This is a genomic window from Acidovorax sp. FG48 (genome assembly GCF_057809085.1).
The window spans coordinates 52024-75440 of the sequence record NZ_JBMDJH010000016.1 but is presented as its reverse complement, the minus strand read 5'-3'; the positions used below and the strand labels follow the sequence as shown (position 1 = coordinate 75440).

22 protein-coding genes are annotated in these 23417 nt (G+C 62.2%); 4 read left to right on the top strand and 18 right to left on the bottom strand.

The genetic code is table 11. From position 1 onward, the window contains the following. Positions 1-151: 151 nt before the first annotated feature. Genes ACODSU_RS19325 through ACODSU_RS19315 form a run of 3 tightly spaced genes read right to left on the bottom strand, consistent with a single transcriptional unit; the run spans position 152 to position 4421 of the window. Positions 152-1834, bottom strand: a complete 1683-nt coding sequence (locus ACODSU_RS19325; protein WP_067511704.1) for an AMP-binding protein — start codon at positions 1832-1834, stop codon at positions 152-154. Between the two features lie 35 nt (positions 1835-1869). After that, entirely contained in the window at positions 1870-2310 is a 441-nt protein-coding gene (locus ACODSU_RS19320; RefSeq protein ID WP_007854945.1) for a nuclear transport factor 2 family protein, read from the bottom strand. 32 nt (positions 2311-2342) lie between these two features. Further along, a complete protein-coding gene (locus ACODSU_RS19315) occupies positions 2343-4421 on the bottom strand; it encodes an NADPH-dependent 2,4-dienoyl-CoA reductase (protein WP_066788834.1) in 2079 nt (692 codons plus the stop codon). A 147-nt stretch (positions 4422-4568) separates the two neighbouring features. Here ACODSU_RS19315 and ACODSU_RS19310 point away from each other — a divergent pair, with 147 nt between their 5' ends. Beyond that, positions 4569-5099 carry a PadR family transcriptional regulator gene (locus ACODSU_RS19310; RefSeq protein WP_066788839.1) on the top strand — a complete coding sequence of 177 codons (531 nt, stop codon included), beginning with the start codon at positions 4569-4571 and terminating at the stop codon, positions 5097-5099. A gap of 358 nt (positions 5100-5457) precedes the next feature. On the opposite strand, the gene ACODSU_RS19305 is transcribed toward ACODSU_RS19310, so the two are convergent. The 4 genes from ACODSU_RS19305 to ACODSU_RS19290 form a co-directional block, all read right to left on the bottom strand. Further along, positions 5458-6249 (bottom strand): alpha/beta fold hydrolase, encoded by a 792-nt coding sequence (locus ACODSU_RS19305; RefSeq protein WP_488844033.1) that lies wholly within the window; start codon positions 6247-6249, stop codon positions 5458-5460. Between the two features lie 93 nt (positions 6250-6342). Continuing rightward, positions 6343-6654 (bottom strand): putative quinol monooxygenase, encoded by a 312-nt coding sequence (locus ACODSU_RS19300; RefSeq protein ID WP_056057384.1) that lies wholly within the window; start codon positions 6652-6654, stop codon positions 6343-6345. 13 nt (positions 6655-6667) lie between these two features. Further along, positions 6668-7441, bottom strand: a complete 774-nt coding sequence (locus tag ACODSU_RS19295) for an SDR family NAD(P)-dependent oxidoreductase (protein ID WP_056057387.1) — start codon at positions 7439-7441, stop codon at positions 6668-6670. Between the two features lie 9 nt (positions 7442-7450). Then, positions 7451-8431 (bottom strand): aldo/keto reductase, encoded by a 981-nt coding sequence (locus tag ACODSU_RS19290; protein ID WP_056057390.1) that lies wholly within the window; start codon positions 8429-8431, stop codon positions 7451-7453. A 138-nt stretch (positions 8432-8569) separates the two neighbouring features. On the opposite strand from ACODSU_RS19290, the gene ACODSU_RS19285 reads away from it, so the two are divergent. Next, positions 8570-9466, top strand: a complete 897-nt coding sequence (locus ACODSU_RS19285) for a LysR family transcriptional regulator (RefSeq protein WP_056057393.1) — start codon at positions 8570-8572, stop codon at positions 9464-9466. A gap of 17 nt (positions 9467-9483) precedes the next feature. On the opposite strand, the gene ACODSU_RS19280 is transcribed toward ACODSU_RS19285, so the two are convergent. From ACODSU_RS19280 to ACODSU_RS19230, 11 genes are all read right to left on the bottom strand, one after another. Continuing rightward, positions 9484-10185, bottom strand: coding sequence for a cysteine hydrolase family protein (locus ACODSU_RS19280; protein ID WP_488844030.1), 702 nt, complete (start codon positions 10183-10185; stop codon positions 9484-9486). Between the two features lie 81 nt (positions 10186-10266). After that, a complete protein-coding gene (locus ACODSU_RS19275; RefSeq protein ID WP_200938886.1) occupies positions 10267-10662 on the bottom strand; it encodes a (R)-mandelonitrile lyase in 396 nt (131 codons plus the stop codon). Positions 10663-10756: 94 nt separating this feature from the next. Continuing rightward, a complete protein-coding gene (locus tag ACODSU_RS19270) occupies positions 10757-11422 on the bottom strand; it encodes a carboxymuconolactone decarboxylase family protein (RefSeq protein WP_488844028.1) in 666 nt (221 codons plus the stop codon). A 1405-nt stretch (positions 11423-12827) separates the two neighbouring features. Further along, on the bottom strand, positions 12828-13304 hold the full coding sequence (locus ACODSU_RS19265; protein WP_488844026.1) for a hypothetical protein: 477 nt from the start codon (positions 13302-13304) through the stop codon (positions 12828-12830). A 21-nt stretch (positions 13305-13325) separates the two neighbouring features. Further along, a complete protein-coding gene (locus ACODSU_RS19260) occupies positions 13326-13616 on the bottom strand; it encodes a hypothetical protein (RefSeq protein ID WP_218386779.1) in 291 nt (96 codons plus the stop codon). 20 nt (positions 13617-13636) lie between these two features. Further along, positions 13637-14221, bottom strand: coding sequence for an HAD domain-containing protein (locus ACODSU_RS19255; protein WP_218386768.1), 585 nt, complete (start codon positions 14219-14221; stop codon positions 13637-13639). 91 nt (positions 14222-14312) lie between these two features. Next, a complete protein-coding gene (locus ACODSU_RS19250) occupies positions 14313-14540 on the bottom strand; it encodes an antitoxin Xre/MbcA/ParS toxin-binding domain-containing protein (protein ID WP_218386689.1) in 228 nt (75 codons plus the stop codon). A gap of 111 nt (positions 14541-14651) precedes the next feature. Beyond that, entirely contained in the window at positions 14652-15326 is a 675-nt protein-coding gene (locus tag ACODSU_RS19245) for a helix-turn-helix domain-containing protein (protein WP_218386690.1), read from the bottom strand. Between the two features lie 766 nt (positions 15327-16092). Further along, positions 16093-16869 (bottom strand): TniQ family protein, encoded by a 777-nt coding sequence (locus ACODSU_RS19240; protein WP_218386691.1) that lies wholly within the window; start codon positions 16867-16869, stop codon positions 16093-16095. 437 nt (positions 16870-17306) lie between these two features. Further along, complete coding sequence (locus ACODSU_RS19235) at positions 17307-18827, bottom strand: hypothetical protein (protein WP_488844023.1); 1521 nt, start codon at positions 18825-18827, stop codon at positions 17307-17309. 2 nt (positions 18828-18829) lie between these two features. Beyond that, positions 18830-20164 carry an SPFH domain-containing protein gene (locus ACODSU_RS19230; RefSeq protein ID WP_488844021.1) on the bottom strand — a complete coding sequence of 445 codons (1335 nt, stop codon included), beginning with the start codon at positions 20162-20164 and terminating at the stop codon, positions 18830-18832. A 237-nt stretch (positions 20165-20401) separates the two neighbouring features. Here ACODSU_RS19230 and ACODSU_RS19225 point away from each other — a divergent pair, with 237 nt between their 5' ends. Beyond that, entirely contained in the window at positions 20402-21100 is a 699-nt protein-coding gene (locus tag ACODSU_RS19225) for a response regulator transcription factor (protein WP_488844019.1), read from the top strand. Beyond that, the gene (locus ACODSU_RS19220; RefSeq protein WP_488844017.1) at positions 21097-23295 is read left to right on the top strand and encodes a sensor histidine kinase; all 2199 of its coding nucleotides are present in this window, start codon (positions 21097-21099) and stop codon (positions 23293-23295) included. The genes ACODSU_RS19225 and ACODSU_RS19220 overlap by 4 nt, the downstream gene beginning before the upstream one ends. The last annotated feature ends 122 nt before the right edge of the window (positions 23296-23417 follow it).

Genomic DNA, 23417 nt, shown 5'->3' with positions numbered 1-23417 from the left:
GTTCGAGCAATGCGATCTGCGGAAGGTTCCGCGACTGCAGACTGGCCCCGACCACTCGTTCGCTGTTGGTGTTACAACGGCTCCAACCGCTGCATTGCCGCCGTACCTGTAAATCGAGTCTGCAAGAGCCGCAGCGCGCATCAGACCACGATCACATTGCTTCGCGCAGCGAAGCCCTGAGGATTTTGCCCACCGGCGACTTGGGCAGTTGATCGCGGAAGACGATCTGTCGCGGCACCTTGTAGGCCGTGAGCTGGGTGCGGCAGTGGCGCTCCACGTCCTCGACCGTGAGCGTGGGGTTGCGCGGCACGACGAAGGCGCGTACGGCCTCGCCGGTGGCGGCATCCTGCACACCGATGACGGCGGCCTCGGCGATGCCGGGGTGGGCGGCCAGCACGTCCTCCACCTCGTTGGGGTAGACGTTGAAGCCCGAGACCAAAATCATGTCCTTCTTGCGGTCCACGATGCGGATGTAGCCACCCTCTTCCAGCTGCGCGATATCGCCCGTGTGCAGCCAGCCGTCCTTGATCGCACTGGCGCTGTCGGCCTGCGCATGCAGGTAGCCGGCCACGACCTGCGGGCCCCGCACCAGCAGCTCGCCGCGCTCGCCCTGGGGCAGGTCGCGCCCCTGATCATCCACCACGCGCACGCGGCAACCAGGCATGGGCACACCCACGGTGCCCAGGCGCGGCGTGGCCGAGGGCGGGTTGCACGAGACGATGCAGGACGTCTCTGTCATGCCATAGCCTTCGATGATGGGGCAGACCAGCGCCTGCCAGGCCTGCGCGGTCGATGTACGCAAGGCCGTGCCACCCGAAAACGCGTAGCGCAGCTTCGGTGGGCTGGCCTGGAACCAGGGCTCGGCCATCAGGCCAGCGAACAGCGTGTCCACCCCGGCGGTCCACTGCACGTCGAACTGCTCGAAGGTCTTTTGCAGGTTGGACATGGGGCGCGGGTTGGGCACCAGCAGGTTGCGCGCCCCCACCTGGAAGAACACCAGGAAGTTCACCATGAAAGCGAACACGTGGTACATGGGCAGCCCGGTGAGCATGGTCTCGCCGCGCTGGGGGCCGTCGTAGGCATCCAGAAAATCGCGCGTGATGCGCAGGGTGGCCAGGATGTTGCCGTGCGTGATCACCGCGCCCTTGCTGCGCCCGGTGGTTCCGCCCGTGTACTGATACACCGCCACGGGGTGGCTGCGGTGGTCGACAGGTGCCAGCGCCTTGCCCTGCGCCAGCGCATCGACCATGCGCGGCAGCGGCACCGCGGCGGGGTCGGCAGGCCCCGCCATCTTGGCGCGGATGGCTGAGGCCACGGGTTCCTCAAAAAAGTCCCACAGGCTGGCCGTCAACACCGGCAATCCCAACTCTTCTGCAACAGGCCGCGCCACCGGCAGGAACATGTCGCACACCAACAGCAGCCGCGCGCCGCTGTCTTCGAGCTGCAGGCGCAGCTCGCGCCCGGTGTACAGCGGGTTCACGTTGGTCACGATGACCCCGGCCTTCCACGCACCGAACACCGCGATGGGATAGTGCAGGCTGTTGGGCAACTGCAGCGCGAGCACATCGCCCACCTGCAGGCCCTGCTCGCGCACCAGCCAGACGGCGAAGGCGTCCGACAGGGCATCGATCTCGCGAAAGCTGCGCACCACGTTCGCGCCCGTGGGCAGTACGAATGTGAATGCGGGCTGGTCCCCGTGGTCCGCCGCGGCCTGCGTGGCCAGCTGCGCAGCATTGGCGGGCAGCGCCGCCAAGTCGAGCTGGTAGTTGCGCAGGGCTGGCGGGTAGGAACTCTCCCAAGGCGCGAAAGTTGGCGGTGCGGTGGTGGCGGTCATGGGCTTTGTCTCCTGTCTTTTCTTTTACGAACGCTTCAAGCCTTTGCCTTGAAGGCCGGAAGCTTGTCGCCCAGCCGCGCCCCCATCTCGGCACCCAGGGCCTGCAGGCCGCTCAAAGGGCGCACCATGACTTCGAACTCTGTTATCTGGCCTTGCTCGTTGAAGCGCACCAGGTCGATCCCCTTGAGCTGCTTGTCGCCCACGCGGGCGCTGAACTCCAGCACGATGTTCAGGCCGTCGTCGGTGGCCAGCTGGCGGTGGTAGGTGAAGTCCTCGAACACCTGGATCACCGTGGACAGGGCCAGCATCAGCGCCGGGGCCGAGGTGTAAGCCGTGTTCGCCATGGGCGAGCGGAACACCGCGTCGGGATGCACGATGGAGAGCAGGTTCGACAGGTCGCGGCTGGCCACCATGTGGTGCCAGGTGTCGAGCGAGCGGGCGACGGCGGGGTGGATGTTCTTCGGTGCTTCGGTCATGGTGTGTCTCCTGGGGATAAATCGAAAATCAGTCAGATGGATGCGGCGAGCGTCGTGCCCTGCAGGATGGCGCGCTTGGCGTCGAGTTCGGCCGCCACGTCGGCACCGCCGATGAGGTGGGAGCTCTGGCCCGCGGCCACCAGCGCGTCGTACAGCGCGCGCAGCGGCTCCTGGCCGGCGCAGACTACGATGTGGTCGACGTCGAGCACCTGGGGTGCGCCGCCATCGATGGTGATGTGCAGGCCCGCATCGTCCACGCGCTCATAGGCCACGCCCGAGCTCATGCCCACGTTGCGCGCCTTGAGCGAGGTGCGGTGGATCCAGCCCGTGGTCTTGCCCAGCTGATCGCCGACCTTGCTGCTCTTGCGCTGCAGCAGGTGCACCTGGCGCGCGGGGGCTTCCACCTGTGCAGGGCGCAGACCGCCGGCCTGGGCATAGGCGGGGTCGATGCCCCACTCCTCATTGAACTTGGCAGGTGCCAGCGCGCCGCTCTCGCCTTCGTGCGTGAGGTACTCGCCCACGTCGAAGCCGATGCCGCCCGCGCCGATGATGGCCACGCGCCGGCCCACCGGCTTCTTGTCGCGCAGAACGTCCAGGTAGCTCAGCACCTTGGGGTGGTCGATGCCTTCGATGTCCGGGGTGCGCGGCTTTATGCCTGTGGCCACCACCACCTCGTCATATCCCTGGCCCGCCAGGTCGGCAGCTTCTACTCGGGTGTTCAGGCGCACCTCCACACCGTGCAGCTCCAGCTGGCGGCGGTAGTAGCGCAGGGTTTCGTAGAACTCCTCCTTGCCCGGCACCTGCTTGGCGATGTTGAGCTGGCCGCCGATCTCGCTGCCCGCATCGAACAGCACCACTGCATGGCCGCGTTGGGCGGCCGTGACAGCAAAGCTCAGGCCGGCCGGACCGGCGCCGACCACGGCGATGCGCTTCTTGGCGGCGGTGGGGGCGATGACCAGTTCCGTCTCGTGGCATGCGCGGGGGTTGACCAGGCAACTGGTGATCTTGCCGCCGAAGGTGTGGTCCAGGCAGGCCTGGTTGCAGGCGATGCAGGTGTTGATCTCGTCGGCCCGGCCCTGGCGCGCCTTGCGCACGAAGTCGGCATCGGCCAGCAGGGGCCGCGCCATGGAGACCATGTCGGCAAAGCCCTCGGCCAGAAGGCGCTCGGCCACCTCGGGCGTGTTGATGCGGTTGGAGGTGATGAGCGGTATGCCCACCTGCCCCATCACCTGCTTTGTCACCCACGCATAGGCCGCGCGCGGCACCTTGGTGGCGATGGTGGGGATACGTGCCTCGTGCCAGCCGATGCCGGTGTTCAGGATGGTGGCGCCCGACGCCTCGATGGCCTGGGCCAACTCGATCACCTCGGCCAGCGTGGAGCCGCCCTCCACCAGGTCGAGCATGGACAGGCGGTAGATGATGATGAAGTTCGGCCCCACGCGCTCGCGCGTGCGCCGCACGATCTCCACCGGAAAGCGCATGCGGTGGGCGTAGCTGCCGCCCCAGGCGTCATCGCGGTGGTTGCTGCGCGCAGCGATGAACTCGTTGATCAGGTAGCCCTCGGAGCCCATGACCTCCACCCCGTCGTAGCCCGCGTGCTGGGCCAGCGCGGCGCAGCGCGCGAAGTCTTCGATGGTCTGCTCCACCTCATCAGCGGTGAGCGCATGCGGCACGTGGGGGTTGATGGGTGCGCGCAGCGCGCTCGGGGCCACCAGGTCGCGGTGGTAGGCATAGCGACCGAAGTGCAGGATCTGCATCGCGATCTTGCCGCCCTCAGCATGCACGGCCTGGGTCACCTTGCGGTGCTGCGCGGCCTCGTGCTCGTTGACCAGCATGGCCCCGCCCTGCATGGGCCGACCGCGCTCGTTGGGTGCAATGCCGCCCGTGACGATGAGCCCGACCTCGCCGCGCGCGCGCTCGGCATAGAAAGCTGCCATGCGCTCGAAGCCGTTGGCCACCTCCTCCAGCCCCACGTGCATGGAGCCCATGAGCACGCGGTTCTTCAGCGTGGTGAAGCCCAGGTCCAGCGGGGCATGCAGGTGTGGATAGGGGCTATTGCTGTCAGCCGGAGATTTCAGCGGGGCCGGGGCGGGTTTCAGGATGGCGTTCATCGCAGGTCTCTTTCTTGTTTATGCAACCAGTTGCACAAATATAGTCAGTATCCCGCATTTATGCAACTGGTTGCATAAACAATGAAGAACCCTCCCGATTCAGGCAAGATGGCGGCCTTTGCAGTTTCCTCCCGGCGCACCCTTTCGATGTCCCTGCCCCACGCCCTTCTCACTGCCCTTGTCGAGCACCCCTGCTCGGGCTCGGAGCTCGCCGAGCGCTTTGACAAGTCCATCGGCTACTTCTGGCACGCCACGCACCAGCAGATCTACCGCGAGTTGGCACGGCTGGAGGAAGCAGGATGGATCGAGGCTTTGCCCGCGGAGACGGGCCGCGGCCGAAAGCGCCAGTTCCGCCTGCTGCCTTCAGGTCGCAAGGAACTCCGGCGCTGGATCGCCGAGCAGCAGGACCCCACGCCCCTGCGCGACGAGCTCATGGTGCGCCTGCGCGCCGAGGCTGCGGTTGGCCCCACGGGGCTTGAGAAGGAAATCGCCCGACTGCAGGCGATGCACCAGGCCAAGCTTGACATCTACCAGCGCATTGAACGGCGCGACTTCATCGGCAAGGAGCCTAGTCGCGAACGTCGTTTGCAACACTTGGTGCTAAAGGCTGGGATTCTTCATGAGGAACTCTCGCTGGCGATTGCGAAAGAGGCTCTGGAGATTCTGGAACAGCAGTAGGCAGCTTAGGCAGTCCGAGACCAACGATCCTAGGAAGTGCCATGTCAAGTTGCTGTACGGCATCGAACATTGCCCAAGCTTCGATGTTGCTCAGGCCGGATTGGCTCGTCTTAGTCAGCTAGAAAGTTTCGTTCGAATGCAAACAGAAGTTGACGACATCCAACCCTGAACCTTCAGGCGTGGCGGCTTTAGGCTGGTTGCTGTCGCTCGATCCGATGTCGCTGAACGACTACTGCTACCAAGAGCAGACAGCGCACAATATCGCCGGACGCCTTTCTGCCATGCTATGGCTGACACAGCCATCGAGGATGCATCTGTCGTCACGAATCCACTGCTTGTGGCCACCACGATCACGTAGTCAATCCACCAACAGCATCTCAGCGACTTGAGTCGGCATTGAAATCATCGCGTCATGCCCAGTGCGCAGCTCCGAGTATCTCCACCCGTGCTCACGGGCATACCTTCCCGAGGCCTCAATATTGGGGAGTGCAGGTTCGACACATCGAATAAAGCGCTTCGGCTGCCCTCCCCCTGGCGGCCCTTTCAGCGTGAGCGGCGTTTCGTAGGCCCTCAGTGGCATCGGCGTCATTCTGCGATTGACCCACGCAACTTGCGCCGCCTCGGACAATCCAAAGGCGGTGGAAGATGGCGGTGCAATAGCGCGGGTGCCGTTCAAATCCACCGCTGCTGCAAGGCGTGCCTGCCTGACGTCTGCCGGAGCCTCGCCCAGCACTGACACTCCGTTGGAGCCCATGGGAGCGTCGAGGTAGATGGCTGACGCAATGCGTCCCGGTATGCGGTCAATGACGCCGCTGGCGACGTAGCCGCCGAAACTGTGCGCCACGAGCGTGATCCGCTGCAACTCCTCCATTTCCACGACGGCGATGACGTCTTGAATGAACGTGTTCAGATCAACGGTTGGATTCAGCAAGTGGGCGCGTTCGCCAACGCCGGTAAACGTTGGAGTGAAGACCCGGTGCCCTTCAGCTCGCAAGCGCTCGGCCACGGGCGACCAGCACCAGCCGCCGTGAAATGCTCCGTGTAGCAGAACGAAAGTCTTCGCGTCGGTTGCGCGAGCTGCAGCGGGGCCCAACAGGCCTGCGGCAGCAGATGCGCTGACTGCCAGATTGAGGATGGTTCGTCGCTTCATACGATGTCCCTGTCAGTAAAGTAAGTCGTCAATTTCTGAGGATGATCAAGGTCATGATTTCCCTCGCCGGATCAACGGCCCGAGGAGAGCGCATCACTCGCTCACACGCCGAGTAAAGGTGAGCGAGGGCCCGAAGGTCAGCAGCGGTGCCAGCTCTCTCATCACATCGGCAACATGGGCATTGCCGGCGTGTGCATCCACAGCCGCTTGGTTGACCCATCCGTCGATGATGAGGAACGTGTTGGGATCGTCGCGCTTTTGATGTAGCTGGTAGTACAGGCAGCCTATTTCTGCCCTGGCGGGTTCTACGAACTGCAGCGCCAGTTCCCGCACCCGGTCTCGGTTGGCCGTCTCGCAGCGCAGCTCGCATACGATGTGGACTTCGTCCCGTTGGCTTGCGGTCATAGTTCTGGCTCCTTCAGTTCTTGCCGGCGTAGACCCTGGTCATGCCACCGTCCACGACCAGATCAATGCCACGGATGTATGTGCTTGCGTCGGACGCCAGGAACACCAGCGCGTCTCCGATGTCTTGCGTTGAGCCCACGCGGCCCGCAGGTATCTCTGCCGAGACGCGCTCTACATAGTCCGCCACCTGCTGCTCGGTCATCTTCTGCTCTTTGCCGTATCCTTCGGTGGGCACGACACCCGGACTGATGGTGTTGACGCGGATGTCACGGTGCTTGAGGTCCGTCGTCCAGCTGCGGGCGAGCGAGCGCACTGCCGCCTTCGTCGCCGCATAGACTGCAAATCCCGACAGGCCCATGTCCGCAGTGATCGAGGCGTTGAGCACCACAGAGGCGCCGTTGCGCAGCACGCCCAGCATCGTCTGCATGGTCAGAACTACGCCCTTGATATTGATGGACAGTTCGCTGTCGATCTGCTCTTCGGTCAGCTGCTCAAGAGGGGTGGCGTGACCGCCGCCAGCGTTGGCGAACAAAATATCCAGCGTGCCGTGGGTGGCCTTGATGGTGTCGGCTACGCGCTGCATGTCGGCTTTGTTGCTAACGTCTGCCTGGAGGCCACGGGCACCGCTACCAAGCCTAGCGACTGCTGCTTCGAGCACCTCTTGCCGGCGGCCAGTGATGTAGACGGTTGCCCCATGTTCAAGCAAGCGCTTGGCCGAGCCGAAGCCAATGCCGGTCGTGCCACCGGTGACAAGCGCGACGCGTCCATTGAGTGTTTGTGCGTTCATACCTGGCCCTCAACGGTTGACCGTCTTCATCATCTGGGCGTTGTAGCGCTCGCCCGTGACGGGGACCTTGGCCATCACATCAGACAGCTCCTTCAGGTCGGCAGCCGTCAGTTCGACGCTGGCGCCGCCAATGTTTTCTTCCAGGCGATGCAGCTTGGTAGTGCCGGGGATCGGAGTGATCCATGGTTTTTGTGCCAGCAACCACGCCAGCGCGATTTGCGCTGGCGTGGCGTTCTTGCGCTTGGCTACTTCGCCAATCAACGTAACCAGGTTGTGATTGGCCTCACGGGCTTCGTCGGCAAAACGGGGCAGATTCTTGCGCACGTCGCCTTCGGCGAAGGTCGTGGAGGCATCGATCTTGCCTGCCAGGAAGCCCTTGCCCAGCGGGCTGAAGGTTACGAAACCGATGCCCAGTTCTTCCAGGGTTGGGATGATTTCATGTTCAGGCTCACGGGTGAACATCGAGTATTCACTCTGCAGTGCAGCCACGGGCTGGACCGCATGCGCAGCGCGGATGGCATGTACGCCAGCTTCGCTCAGGCCGAAGTGCTTGACCTTGCCTTCCTGGATGAGATCACGGACTGTGCCCGCCACGTCTTCCATTGGTACGTTCGGGTCTACGCGATGTTGGTAGAAGAGGTCAATGCGATCCGTCTTCAGGCGCTTGAGCGATTGCTCAGCCACTACCCGGATGCGCTCGGGCGTGCTGTCAAGGCCGGCCGTGGCGATGCCGTCCTTGAATCCGAACTTCGTGGCCAAGACCACCTGGTCGCGAAAGGGAGCGACGGCTTCTCCGAGCATTTCTTCATTCACCGCGCCGTAGGCTTCGGCGCTGTCGAAGAACGTAATACCGCGTTCGTATGCGGCTCGGATCAATTCAACGGCGGTCGATTTTTCCGTCGCCGGTCCGTAGCCAAAGGTCAGGCCCATGCAGCCCAGGCCGATGGCGGAGACTTCTGGGCCATTTTTGCCCAGGGTTCGCTTTTGCATATCAAGCTCCTTCAGAGTTGTTGTTGCCCTCGTTGGTGGGTGCCGAATTGGCGGGTTCGGAAGGCATGCAGCTACTGTAAAAACTTGAGGGTCATGTGAGAACCCGGCATACTTGACTAAACGATATGAATTCCTCTCATGGCAGATCGCGTTGACCTCAACACCCTCTCGTCCTTCATCGTCGTGGCGCGAGAGCGGAGCTTCACACGTGCTGCGGCCCAGTTGGGCGTCACCCAATCAGCGTTGAGCCACAGCATGCGAGCGCTGGAGGAGCGCTTAGGAGTGCGTCTTCTGGCCCGAACTACGCGGGGCGCTTCGCCGACCGAGGCTGGAGAGCGCCTGCTCTTGAGCCTGGCTCCGCACTACGAAGGCATCGCGACAGAACTGGCGGCCATTAGCGAGTTGCGCGAGAAGCCCGCAGGCACGATACGCATCACCACGCATGACCATGCAGCTTCGACGATCCTCTGGCCCAAACTGTCAAAGCTGCTGCCCGAATACCCGGACATCCAGTTAGAGATCAACATTGGTTATGGGTTGATTGACATCGTGGCCGAGCGGTTCGATGCTGGCGTGCGAATCGGCGATCAGATTGCCAAGGACATGATTGCGGTCCGCATCTCACCGGACTTTAGGATGGGCGTCGCCGCAGCTCCGGCCTACTTTGCGAATCGGCCCAAACCACGGACACCCCAGGATCTAACATCGCACAACTGCGCCAATCTGCGCATGGCGACGCATGGGGGACTGTATGCATGGGAATTTGCGCGCGACGGAAAAGGATTGAACGTCCAAGTGCCCGGTCAGATCATTTTCAACACGTCGGCGCAGCTCCTCAACGCGGCACTGGAAGGGTATGCGCTGACCTACGCGCCTGAGGACGTCCTTCAGCCTCACGTAGAGGCCGGCCGCTTGGTGCGTGTGCTGGAAGATTGGAGCCCGACCTTCCCGGGCTACCATCTCTATTACCCCAGCCGTCGTCAATCCTTGCCCGCGTTTGCGCTCATCGTAGAGGCCCTGAAATTACGGGCTTGAGCGCTCTAGGGCTGGCGTTATCCCTGCGAGAAAACGGCTTTGATGGTTTCTGAACCTGGAGGTCGGGAGAAATCGGGTGCCCACTGTGCTACCAAGCTGAGGACCGAAGTCGTCGTTCCGCCCGCCATCTCTATCTGCCGAATTGAGGGGGCCTCAGTGCGCTCCGATTGGCTACCGACGGCATCCAAGGGCACCTGTACTTTATATCCTGCCGCGATGCCGTCCATCGCCGCCTGGAGTACGGCCACTTCAGCCGTGAAACCAGCGATCACCAGTGTTCTTCGGCGATTGGCGGCAAGCCGGGCCACAATGCCGGGCTCCATGAATGGGCTGGCAACCACCCTACTGAAAGTGATGTCCGGAGTCGCATATTCGGCGAGCTCGTCGATCAATTTTCCAGCCTGGCCAGCCAACGGAACCACGGCGAACGTCATGGGAATACCTAGGATCCGCGCTGACTTGGCCAACGCGCCTGCACGGGCACAAAGAACATGAGGGGGGACTGTGCGGCTGCTTTGAATCAGTTGAGGCTGCAGGTCGGCGAACAGCACTTGAACATCCTGAACACTGGTCCCATAGCCCACATTGACCTTGCTTGTGTCGATCCCGGGCTTTCCTGCAGAGGCAAGAGGTGCCAGCGACGCCAAGAGCGTTCCCGCCGCCAGGGCGGGCGTTACGCGCAGAAGCATTCTGCGTTCATGGCTGAGGGCTTTTGTCATTCAACGCTTTCAAATTTTCGCGGATATTCGCGGAGGTTGGGCTGGCCGCTCAGCAGAAGCCTTCGGCACATTTGCTTTTATCTATTTGCCGTACTGCTCATCTGTGACTCTTTCCAGCCATTCGACCCGTTTGCCGTCTAGCGCTTCCTGTATTGCAATATGACTCATGCCTGTGGTCGCAGTGGCTCCATGCCAATGCTTCACACCAGGCGGCGTCCAGATCACGTCGCCGGGATTGATCTCCACGCGAGCGCCGCCCTCCTGCTGCACCCAACCTTTTCCTGACGTCACCATCAGCGTCTGACCCAGAGGATGGGTGTGCCATGCCGAACGGGCGCCTGGCTCGAAGGTGACCAATCCACCCGATGTCCGCGCCGGTGGCACGGCGTCGAACAACGCTTCGCTGCGCACCGAGCCTGTGAACGTTGCGGCGGATCCTTTGACCGACGGTTGTGAACCGTTGCGCTTCACGACAATGTCTGCTGCTTGTACGCCTGCGACCAAAGCGAACGACGCGAGAGTTAATGTGAGGGTTTTCATTGGTTCCTCGATCAATTGTGGGTTGGGTGGCTTACCTAGATGTCCTGGTGGTCAGGTGTCGCTTGATAGCGTCGGCAATTCGAGTCCCGGCATCAGCATTGACCTGCTCAGTCACTATCTGAGCGACTTGTTTCAATTGGGACTCCGTGATCCCGATGTTCATGCTGATACCCACGTGGGACTGCAACTGCGGGTCCACCCCCTGGAGGGCGGAGAGCATGCCCACCGTAGCCAGCTCGCGGCTTTTCCAGTCGAGGTTGTCTCGCTCGAAGATGTCTCCAAACAGATGGGACTTGAGGTATAGATCGGCAGCTGGAGCAAATTCGAACAGCGGCCCCTTGACCGGAGCACCAAGGAGCTTGGTTTGGTTGGCGGTGCCAGCAGCTAGCAGCGCGTCGCCCGTGGGGATGGTGCGAGTCGGCACACGGCCAATCGCGTCGATCAAGCCGCGCTTCTTGCGGTCTTCCACAACCCTCATCAGCTCACCCAGGGCGTTGAGGGAGCGTGGAAAGCCCGCATAGGCATAGAGCTGGACCAGAATTTCCTTCGCGTCATTCACCGTCAGGCCAGTATCGAGACCTTGGTTGATCGCGATGCTCAGTCTGGCCATATCGCCGACTGCGGCGTGGGCGGCTATGGGAACGATGGCCTGTTGACGAGATGAGAGCGTATCGGCGGTGGTTTGCAGATTCGTCATGGGTGAAGAGTCGGTTGCAGTGGCTGCAGATGCCGATGAAGCGAAGCAGCAGGTCCATGCAAGGAGGGCCGCTGAGATGAGCTTTTGCATTGGTGGTCTCGCTGAGGCTTATTGAATTTAAGTGGTCGTGAGTTGACCAGCCTGGTATCGCTCGTCATTGACGAGTTGACCCACTCGGATTCCTCGCGGTAAGAATGGTGCATACACCGCGTATGACTTAGTTGGTCTGTCGAAGCCTCGTGTCTGTGGGCGTCAATGCAGGAACACCAGATCCCATCCGACGCAAACCGTTGGTTGAGTCCAACTTGTGCTTGGATCTCACAAACAGCACCAAGGCATGCTCTGCCCGAAAGAAGTGCTGGGTCGTGTGTAGTGGGGCGGCTCTGAATTGAATTGGCGTCCAACGAACAGATTTCGCCGTCGCTCCGACCGATATGCACACATCGAGGTCGTGGTTACTGACGCTTCGGATGTCGCCACAGATCGACCGAGACACCAGCGTTTGATGTTCATAGAGGGGCCCTAAGTTTTTTGCAGGAAGGCACGTTGCTACAACTCTTCCGGAAACTATATGAATTCGTCTATACAGGCGGTAGGCTCTTTTTGTTCCACACGCTTATGAGCTGCATTCATATCGGGTCAATGCCAACCCAGTTCGATACGTCCCTCATCCCTAGCCATGGCCCCAACTGACGGGGCACCTTTTGGTGCGCCCAAAAAACTGAACACGTGGGTATCGGAAGACAGCGCAGCCAATAGAGAGACGGCTTCTCCGCAATGACTAGGGCGCATCCGCATGGGTGCATATGGGATCCAGATACCTGCTTGAAGTTGGGCTTCTTATTCACCCAGCGAGGAAACGATCACTCACGCGATGAGGGCATGACCTTGCGGGTACCGCAGCCGTACCTCGGGGAGCATCTGGTCAGAATAGGCGACGAACGTCCAAACCAATGACTGCTTGGTGCTATCGAGCGAGAGTACATTCCGCCGAACTGAGCGACAGCAATCGCTGCGTCGCGGTCGCACGACTGTCCGAGCGCGTAAATAAATGAGACCGCCGATGACATGAAAGGCATTGTCAAGGTGCCCAAGCGTCGACGGTTGGATGCTGAAGAACGCGCCCTGATGATTGCCGCTCCTGTCGAGAACCACTGATCTGGTGAGCTGGCGCTCAGGAGGAGCAGCGGAACTCCAGCTCAATCTTCCCCGGCCGTTGCCGGACCGTTTTGGTCACCAGGATCGTCACATCGTGGCCGAGCATCGAAACAGGAGTAGCCGTCTCCCTTTCTTCACCGTGCCCGCAGGGGCACTTGATTGCCAACACGGAAAAGAAGCTGCGGAGCTAGGAGCTAGAAGTAACGGATGTACTGAAGATCTGCGAGTTTCATGGGGCGTAGAGGGGTCAATAGCCCTCAGCACCCGCCACTTCAATTGCACGGGCCAGATGACCCTGCTCTATCGCCTGACGCGGTGTCCGGCCGCCCAAAGCGCCCGATGGTGTCTCCAAGAAGGAGAGTAGCGCCCAGCCCTCAGTCGTTCCCAAGGCTTTTGAAAGTTTGGGCACTGCATCCCATAGGGCAGGTTCAAACTGCCAACTGGGCAACTTGAAAGCATGCCGAGTTTGAGTCAATCCGATAGCCCGCCCTCTGGCGATCCACGCATTGATTGTCGCTGGGGTGGTACCGACCAGATCCGCAGCCATGTCTGTGCTGAGCATGTCATTGGCTTCCAAGCGAACCATCCGGGCGGCCAGGCTGCCAGCCAGAAAGGCCTTGGTCTCAGCAGCAGACGCGTAGGGCGACGGATTTCCAACTGCGCTTGGGGTGTTGTTTGTTCGGTGGCGAGTCGTTGAGGTTGATGTTGTCGAGGCTTTTTTCATGGGGACTTCATCACTGGCGCCCTATGGCGCGTTGCGGCCGCCGACCTTGCTGCTGAAAAAGGAAGTGCGGGGCAAGTTCAAGGCAAAAGCCTGCTTGAGCATGGCCACCGGACGTGAGAGCAAGGCGAAGACCTCGGCGCTGTGGCGAACTGGCGCTTCGAGAACCAACGGGCCGATATCCAAATCCATGAGGTCGATACTGGCTGTCCGACGGCTGACCAAATTGGCCAAGATCGGGAGTGCGTGGCGACGCTTCACGATGCCAGCGACAGATTGCAAGACCGCGAGGATGTCTGAGTGGCGTCGCATCATCGGTTAGTTGTTTTCAGAAACTACGAGAGTTGGGCGGACAACCCCGCATGGCAGCCGCGCAGTTTTTCCCTCAGCTCGTGTTGAACTACAGGGTTGGACAAGCCGGTAGTTCCTTCGCACGCGACCAAATTTTCCCGACACGAGTCGGGCCACCCCTCCAAATCGTCATCGAGAGCTATCCACTGCCGGGGCTTTCGGCGTTGCGCGTCTTCTTGAATTTGCCTACCCCGGGGTGTGGTGCGAAACATGGACAGGTTCCAGGGGTCCACGCCATGGACACGCTTGTGGTACGTCCCTCCAATGAACCGAGCACGCAGGGAGGCCGGAAGCCGTTTGAGGGTTGCGCTGTATCCGGGGCGGATGCACCAGGTGCTACTTAGCACCAGGGCAACTGCCGGGTACGGTTCAAGCACCGATTCCAAGATAGGAATCCATTCGAAAAGAGTGTGCCCTGCAGCCTCATACGGGCTCATGTAGATGCCCCTAGTTGGATGCCAGAGCACTTTTTCATGGTGGACAACACCATCGAGGTCGAGGTACAGCACCACGTCCGCGCTCCGGGGAGTAGACGCAGGGAGATACGGAGAGTTCTGGCTACAGGGCATAGCCATAGGTATTCTGCATGGTGTCAATTGGTCAGTGGGGATGGCGACCGGTCCTGATCAGACACGTGACTAGCCAACTCCCTGCCTTTGCTCACGAGTACGCACCAGATTGGGCTCGCGAGAGCAAGCTCTTCACTACCTCCAGGCCATCGGGCTCGTTGAGCACATCGATGGGTCTCCGATTTCCCAATGCTGGGACCATACCAGTAAGCCAACGGTCCAGCCACGCCCTTGCATCAAAACCGGCTTTCTCTCCTGACTCAGCGAGCATGCCCTGTACGAGCACGGTGAGAGTGGCGATGTCGTCTTCAAGGGCCATGGCTTGCTCCGTGGAAATGGATGGGGATCAGTACGCAACACTGATAGTGCAATTCTTGTGATCGAGCGTCAAATTTCGGCCTCTGCCAAAGGCTTGTCCGAACGGTACTTGTCATTGACGAGACCTACCGGCGATTTCAAGAACGACGCCTTCCTTCAGTTCACGGACTTCTTGGAGGATGCGTTTTCGGACCTCTGGTGGCAGAACAGCGGTCATTGGGGACGCTTGCCTCAGTTCCTGCGCTCGGTGGGTTCTCCCCAGTGCCTTACGCCACTTGCGATGCTCCAGGATGTCTTTCCACTCAAGCCACAGGCTTGCCGAACGTAGGTCTCCAGCATCCAACCACTTTTGAAGAACTGCCTGGGCCTGCTGCAACAACGCAGGCTCAGCGCGAACGCGTCGCACCGCTTCTTCATGGAGGGCGAGACTTTGCAGATCCTGGATCCGGTGACGGGAGGTGTCGGCGGAAACGACGATTCGAGCCAACGGCGCTTCAAGGCTTACGCCAGCCGCCCGATTGTTTGGCGTGACCGGTTGTGTCACTTCATCCACCAGCAACGCCAAGTCACCCAAGATGCCTAACGCGGACATGACTATTAAGTAGGTGCCGATGGACGGCGTGGGATCTCCCGCTTCGACCGCTCTCAGTGTTGCCCGCGAGATTCCCAGGCGGCTCGCCGTCTCCACCGTGCTCAGGCCTTGGGACTCTCGGAGGCGCCGGAACCTGTCGCCCAATTGGAGGAGCAAGTGGAGCTGTATCACGGAGGAATTGCTTGAGACGAGCATCTGTTCGGTTTACTTGGCAACACGAGTATTAATAAAGCAAGCTGAACATGGAATGACATTTCGTCAGATTGAGTACTTTGCCGCACTTAAGGATGTCCTGCCACTTCCCTCAGAAGCCGGTCGATCGCTCAAATGACCACCTTTCGGCCGTCACGCTTCTGTTTCATCCTGCGTACGCGCACTGAGAGCATTCGCCTCCTATACAAATGCAAGGGGCGCTCCCTAAATACACACTGCCCTTCCTTCTCATCTCGAACCGAGAAGTACGCGCGTTTTTCGCCCTTCTAAGAATTGGGAACCTGAAGGGATCATCTATCACGATGTCTGCGGAACAAAGGGCTCCGCAATCGAGGTTCCTGGGTTCAATGGCACGGCGAGTACCTTCCAAATTGGTCACAGCAAACTATATGGCGGCGGAATCTGAACTCCATGCCTCCCAAAGTAGGACATAGCGCTAGCGAAACCCGCTCCGGCGGCAGAAGTACGCATCTCGCGATCACCCCTGAAACGCCCATGGGCCATACTCACATAACCGCTTCCGGCAACCGATCTCAACAGCCCCAGAACCAAATGCTGCAAGCATTTCACACATCCAGAGAATTGACGTGTGAGCCCGATCCCCAGGAGGCAATGAAAGCCTTTCGCCGAATTCAGTAAAAGCGACGAAATTGAACAAAGCAAGCCTCCTGTGCGACCTCTGCGCAAGCATGCTCCGGGGCAACGTTTTGGCGCATGCTCTGGCGTATGTGCCGACGCAACTGATTTACTAGGAATGTGGTCGACAGCAAACCTTGATATCGCATGGAAGAACTTTCTTCATTGCGTCATACACAACGATTTTTTTCCATGTGGCAGAGGAGTTGTATCTGTCCTTAACGACTAAGCCAAGAACTTCGGGCACCGAGATGGCCCAACCCCAAGCGCTCCCAATCGACTCAGCAAACGGCAACTCCCAATCCTTGCACAGTTGCTTCTCAATAGCATCGATTGCTCTGGCTTCCGATCCAAAACAGCCAACAAATTCCAAGACGAATCGGGTCCAATTTTCGTGGATGAAAGTCGATGGTTGCTCATGAAAAGCTTCCGCGCATAGTTTCACAAATCGGCGGTAGGCGTTTCCTGTAGGGACTGCCAGCTCGACTGGTTCAATTTTGTGGCAGGTATGACATCTCTCGCCTGGAAGTCGCAGCTTGATAGGGTCGCGGTCATAGCATTGACATAGGCCGTCTACGGTGACGAGCGGAGTGCAATGTGTGGGGCACATCAACACGAACGGGAGCTGATGAAACACATGCCATGAGGCAAACCCAAGCTCACCGGACTCCGCATCAGCGCAAATTGGGCACCAACGTAGCACAGCACCTCGCACGTGTACTTGAGTGCTTGCTTGAAGCTCACCGCAAAGTCGGCGCCCCCCTATAAGGCTACTGCTTGCCCTTTCGGCATCCAAGCTAGACAACCCCAATCTGGCGAAGCCAAAGACAGTGTGCTTGACCAGTACGTCTTGCGGCGTGACTTTGCCAGCAAAGTAGTTTCTACTCACCCAACCAGCCCCGACTCCAAAGGCGTTAATTGAGTGTGCGTTAAACCCGTAGAACTCACGTCTTGTGTAAACCCTTGTCCTCGCAGCTTGCGTTCGAAGAGTTAGTACAAACGCCGTGTGAAGGCTAGCTCCTACCGGTAGACAGGTTCCTGAGCTTCTCAGATTATTTCGCAACTCTATTCCCTTGGCACTGCATACTCGCTAAGCTCAAATTCCAGTTTTTGCAAACTTTGCATGGCTTTCTGAAACCCTGTTCACAACGGCCTGCACAGGTAAAAATGACAACTCCAATTCAAAACTCTATTCAGGCACACCAGGGCGAGCAAGGTGGACAGCGAAGGCGTAACGGCAGCGGGCATGAAGCAGGCATTCAGTGAAAAAGACGGGGCCAAGTTTACGGACCCCGCCAAATCCTCCCCCGACCTAGCTTGCTTCGTTCAACGCAAGCTCAGCGTTTCGCGCTTCCATGCCGGGTCTTGCCAGCGCTGGAACAGGGGCAGCGCGGCAACATCGCCGGTCACGCGCTCCGTGGTCAGGCCCTCCAGCCGCACCACTTCAAAGCTCTTGCGGTAGCGGCCCTGGCCCCGGGCTTCGCGGGCCACCAGCATTTGCTGGCCGCCGGGTACCCAGCCCGCCCATTCGGCCACGCCGGTCTCGGGCGTGGTGGCAGCGGGGGGCAACACATCGGCCAGCCAGCCGCCTTGCGTTTTGCGCAGCACCCACAGCTCGCGCCAGCCTTCCATGGGTTGTACCGCCAGGGCCACGGCCGTGCCTTCGCGGTTGGTGCTGGCCGATGCGGCCCATACCACGCCGTAGGTGCAGCGGCGCAGTAGCGGGGCCTTGGCGCTGTGTTGCGCGTCCACCAGCAGCACGCAGGTTTCGCCAGGGGCACCGGGTTCGGTCAGCAGTGTGGGGCGGTTGCCCGTAGCCGCCACCGGGGCCGCAGCAGGCACCAAGGCCCAGCGCACAGCACTCACGCGCATGGCGGCGTCGTTGTAGGCGGCCTGGTCTTCGTCGGGCAGTTCGGCCTTACTCACGCCGCTGAGTTCCGTCAATGCACGGGCCGCGGCAGCGGCCACTGCTGGGTCGGCAGCGTTCTTGCGCGCCTGCTGAAAAGCCGCAGCGCCCCACACGCTGGCGCGGCGCATTTGCACGCGGTTGCGCAGGTAGCCGGGCAGATTGGCCACGTCCACGCGCTCCAGCACGTCAGCCTGCCAGGTGGTGACCTTGGCGCGCTCATGCGCAGGCAGGTCGGGGTTGATGCACTCGGGGCGGGTCAGCGCCAGGGCGGCGCGGGCGCGCTGCTCGGCATCGGCCACGGGCATGGCCAGCAGGCGGCGAAAGGCCTCGCCCTCGTAGCAGACCTGCATGCGACCTTCAACCTCGTAGGTGGCAAAGCGCACGCCGTAGCCATTGGCCACATCCAGGTGCGCCGACAGCGTGGCGCCTGACGCCTTGCCCGGCACGGCCACCGAGGCACGGCGGGCCAGCCGGTCGGCAAAGGTGCCCAGCGCATCAAAGGCCTGCGCGCCCTCCACACCGGCCAGGGCCTTGGCGGGCGCGGCTTGCAGGTAGGCGGCAGTGAGGCCAATGCCCAGCGCCTCGGCGCCCGGCGTGTCTTGCACAAAGCGCATGACGGCCAGCAGCGCGGGGCCTTCGGCCTCGGTCAGGGCCACGCGGCGCACATCGCTGGCGCGGATGAAGCCACCGCGCTCGCGCTTGTGGTCCCACACCTGCAGGTAGTCGAGGCGCTCGCCGCGCACTTCCAGCACTTCGCCCTGCCACAGGCTGGCCTGCTGCTGGGCGCCGTCGCGCGGGGCTGCGCGCAGGCTGGCCTGGTCTTGCACCACGATGGCGCTGCCCTGGGCGCTGGGCGATGGCTGGGGGGCGGCCTCGGCCGCCACGGTCACTGCGGCGCTGGCGACGGCGGCCAGCAAGGTAGCGAGGGTGGCGTTCATGTTCATTGCTCCACAGCTTGGGTGGTGGTGGCCTCGTCGGCCACGGCCGCAGCCTGGGCTGCACCGGCCTGGGCGTTGCGGTTGCCGCCCAGCAGCGCGGCACCGATGAAGTCGCCATTGGTGGGCGGGGGCGCGATGATGACCTGGATCTTGTCTGAGAGCTTGTCGGCCAGCGTCTTCTGGATGAGCAGCGGGTGCTTGGTCACCAGCGCGCCTTCGCGGGCCATTTGTTCGGCGTTGACCTTGCCCACGCGGTCCATGCGGTAGGCCTCGGCTTCGGCCAGTTTCTGGCGGGCGTCGGCCTCGCCACTGGCTTCGATGCGGCGGGCCTGGGCGGCGCCTTCGGCAGCCTTCACACGGGCCACTCGCTCGGCTTCGGCCTCCAGCTGGCGCTGCTCGATCTGGCGCTGCTTGAAGGGCAGCACATGCTTCATGGCCTCTTCCTGCGCCTTGGCGGCAATGACCTGCTCGCGGGCGGCGGCTTCGGCGGCCACTTCGCGGCGCACCTTGTCTGCGTTGGCGTCCAGCTCGGTTTCCTTCACGCGCTTGTCCTTCAGCTCCAGTGTGTAGCGCATTTTTTCGGAGGCCAACTCTTCGGCCAGCAGGCTATCCATGCCCCGGCGGTACTCGGCGGGCAAATCCACCTTGCCGATCTGCAGGCTGCGCAGCGTGACGCCATCGGTCGCCAGGCGGGTACGCAGTTCGGTTTCGATAATCTGCGCGATCTCGGCCCGTTTGGACGAAAAGATTTCCCGCACCGTGTAGCGGGCAAACACCTTGTAGACCAGGCCCTGCACGGCAGGCTCGACGATGTCAGCGCCCACGTTGTCGGGCAGGTTGCCCGCCTTCACAGCGGGCGAGTTGGGGTCCAGCGCATAGCGCACGCTCAGATCCAACCCCAACGACAGGCCTTCGACCGACTGCAGCGGCGCGCTGCCCGTGGCCTGGCGCATGGCTTCGGGGCGGTAGCTCTGGTCGCGCAGAGAGAACACGCGCACCGTGTGCAGGCCGGGCACCACCCACACGCTGCCATCGCGCCACAAGCTCACCGCGCCGGTGAACTGGTTCAGGCGCACACCCAGGTCGCCTTGCGCCAGGTGTTGCACGGGCGGGTTGCGGTACACCATCAGGCCCGCCGCAGCCACCACGGCACCAGCGGCCAGCCAGCGCACGGTGCGGGCGGTGGGCAGCAGGTAGGCCCAGTTCAACGGGGCGGCCGACGCGGGTGTAATGTCTTGCAGATCAGCGTCCAGCACGGGTTCCGTGCCCTCTTTGGACGAGGAGGTAGAGGGACGGCCCTTCAGGGTCTGCACGATGCGGTTCCAGGTGGCTTTCATGGTGTTTCTCTCTCAGGTTGGGTTCGGTGTTGTTGTCGGTTCTGAGCGGCCGCCGTGGCTGACTCATTGAGGACCGATTGTTCGAATCCACCCCGGAAGCAACAATGCAGCGCGGCCCCCAATGCGCTCACACCGCACGCGCGAACCTTCCGGCCCCGGAAGAAAAACTCACACCGCCCGACGCGAGCCGCCGGGATAATCCGCCCATCCCACGCCCCTCCACTGCCCGCCCTGCCCATGACCCGCATTGCCGTGATCGAAGACGACCTGCCCACCAGCAACCAATTGGCCGGGTGGATACGCAGCGCCAAGAGCGGCATCGTCATCGACCAATGGTTCACCCGCGACGAGGCAGAGGCCGCGCTGGCCCGCGAGCACTACGACGCGGTGGTGCTGGACATCGAACTGGGCCGCGAGCGCCATGCGGGCGTGGCCCTCATCAACGCCATCAACAAGCTGCGCCAGGGCACGCCGGTGCTGGTGGTGTCGGCCATGCCAGCGGCCATTTACCGCAGCATCATGAAGGCGCTCGATGCGTGGGACTACCTGCAGAAAACCACGTTTGAAGAGGCCGATTTCATCGAGACTTTTCTCGACATCCTGCGCACCACGCAGGTGCAGGCCCCGGCCAGCACAGCCGCTTCATCGGTGGGCGATGCGCTGGTGCTGGACCCGCTGTGGCAACGCACCCCCACCTGGCGCGGCGAGCGCATCAACCTGCCGCTCACAGCCCAGCGCATCCTAGCCACGCTGCACCAGCGCAGTGGCGAAGTGGTGTCGTACGACGAACTGTTCGAGGTGGTGAAAAGCGGCCGCAACCGCGACAACGTGCGCAAGCATGTGAGCACCATCCGCGAGGCGCTGCGCGAAGTCGATCCCAACTTTGAAGGCATCGAAAACGTACCCATGCGCGGCTTCCGCTGGGTTGGCAAATGAAACGCCTGCTGCGCCCAGCACTCGATATCCCCCGCCTGGGACTGCCCGCGTTTCGTCTGCGCATCTTGGTGCGCAGTGTGTTTGTGCTGCTGGCCCTGGCCACGGTAGCCCTGAGTGTGGTAGTGCTCAAGGACGAAAAAGAGCGTGCCTGGCAGGCCTACCAGCACGGCTTTGTGCGCAGCCAGGCCGAGGTCATGGCGCGGCTGCGCCACCCCTCGGGCCAGTTGGCGCTGCTCAACGCGAGCCACCTGGGCCAGGGCGTGACGCCGCTGGCGCCGCTGCTGCTGCCCTACGCGGCCATCGACTTTGACGACCCGCAAAAATCGCAGCAGGCGGTGGAGATGGCGGGCTGCGCGGTGCAGTATCCCGACGGGGCCTCGGTGTGCGCGGCGATTGGCAACAACCCGTACGCGGGCGGCTTCATTTACCTGGTGGGCAGCTTTTATGCGGGCGAGTTGACGCCCCGCGAGCGCGGCGCACTGGTGCCCGCCGAGGCGCACCGTGCGCGCATCAGCCTGGACATGCGCGGCGCCACCTACCGCTGGATTGCGCCGTACGAAGCCATGCCCCCACAAGGCAGCGCGGCGGTGCGCGGTCGGCTCACGGGGTTTGTGGACACCGGCGCACCGCAGCTCGATGCCCGTGCACGGCCCGTGCGCGACTTTCGCGGCTGGCTGTGGCAAAACGGCCAGTGCCGCGATCTGCCGCCAAAGCCCACCAACCAAACCTCCACTGGCACCTCTGCTGGCGCCCTCACTGGCGATGCTGCAGCGACAGACTGCCTGCGCCGCACCCACTACTCCATCCGCCTGCCCGTCGAGCTGTTCCGCGAGGCGCTGTTCCGCAAAGACGAGCGCCTGGTCTGGCCGCCGGAAGACCTGGGGCAAATGCGTGTGCGGGTGGAGATGCTGGCGCCGGGCGAAGACGCCAGGCCGCTGTTTGACAGCAACGCGCCCGGCGCGCAGTTGGCTGCATCGTTGGGTGACCTCTCGCGCAGCCTGCTGCCGGGCGAACGGGTGCATATCCGCAAAATGGGCAGCGACGAGGCCAGCGCCATCACCCTCAAGGGCGTCGAGGTGCAGGCCGAGCCCTCAGCGCCCTGGCTGCTGCGCCTGATCCGCTGGCTGCCGCTGGAGGCCGCAGGCGTGGGCCCGGCAGCCACGCCACCAGAGGCCCCCACAGGCCTGGACATTCTGGACACGCCCACCGGCAACTACGTGGTGAACTTCACCGGCCACCTGCGCGGTGTGGAGCAAGGCCTGGCCGCCGTGGCCACGCGCCTGTCGTGGTACCTGGGCGCCATGCTGGGCGCCATTGCGCTGGCCTGGCTGGTGGTGGAGGTGGGCCTGATCCGCCGCGTGACAGCCCTCACCCGCCGCGCCGCAGCGGTGTCGTACAACGTGCAGCCTGGCCACACGGGCCCCAGGCTGGGTGATCTGGACGTGTCCGACCTGCGCGGATCGGACGAGCTGGGCATTCTGGCCGGGGGCCTGGCCGACCTGCTGCAGCGCGTGAAGGACGACCTGCAGCGTGAGCAACTGCGCGCCCAGCAAGAGCGCGACATGTGGCACGCCGTAGGGCACGAAATCATGTCGCCCCTGCAGTCGCTGATGGCGCTGAACGGCCCGCAAGACCCCGGCCACCGCTATGTGCAGCGCATGCAGCAGGCCATCCATGTGCTCTATGGCACGGCATCGCCCGCCGAGGCGCTGCAGGCCGCCGATGTGCCCGAGGGGCGGCTGGACCTGGACGCCTTCTTGCGCAACGTGGCCAACAACGCACACTTTGCGGGCATTCTGAATGTGGTGTATGCCCCGGGTTCGAACAACTCAAGCCCGGTGATCGTGCGCGCCGACGAGTTTGCACTCGAAGACGTGGTGACCCATATCTTACGCAATGCCGACCGCTACCGCCCCGCAGGCAGCCCGATCACACTGACGCTCACAGCATCAGAATCCACCGCCAGTGCCACGCTGCACAACCAGGGATCGACGATTGCCGAAGACCTGCTGGAGCGGATTTTTGAACTGGGTGTGTCCGACCCCGGCAGCCCCACCCCGCTGGGCGAGGGCGAACACCGGGGCCAGGGCCTGTTCGTAGCCAAGACCTACATGGCCAAGATGGGCGGCACCATCAACGCCCGCAACACCGAGGGGGGTGTGGCATTCGTGCTCACCTTCCAGCGGCTGGGCTGACGCGGGGCGCCGAAAAACACACCCCAGGCGGACAGGGAGGCTGCGCGCCGTCCGACACGGCGTTGCAGGGATGGAGCGCTACGCTGCGGTCACGCCTTCGGGCAATGACGACAACAAGGAGC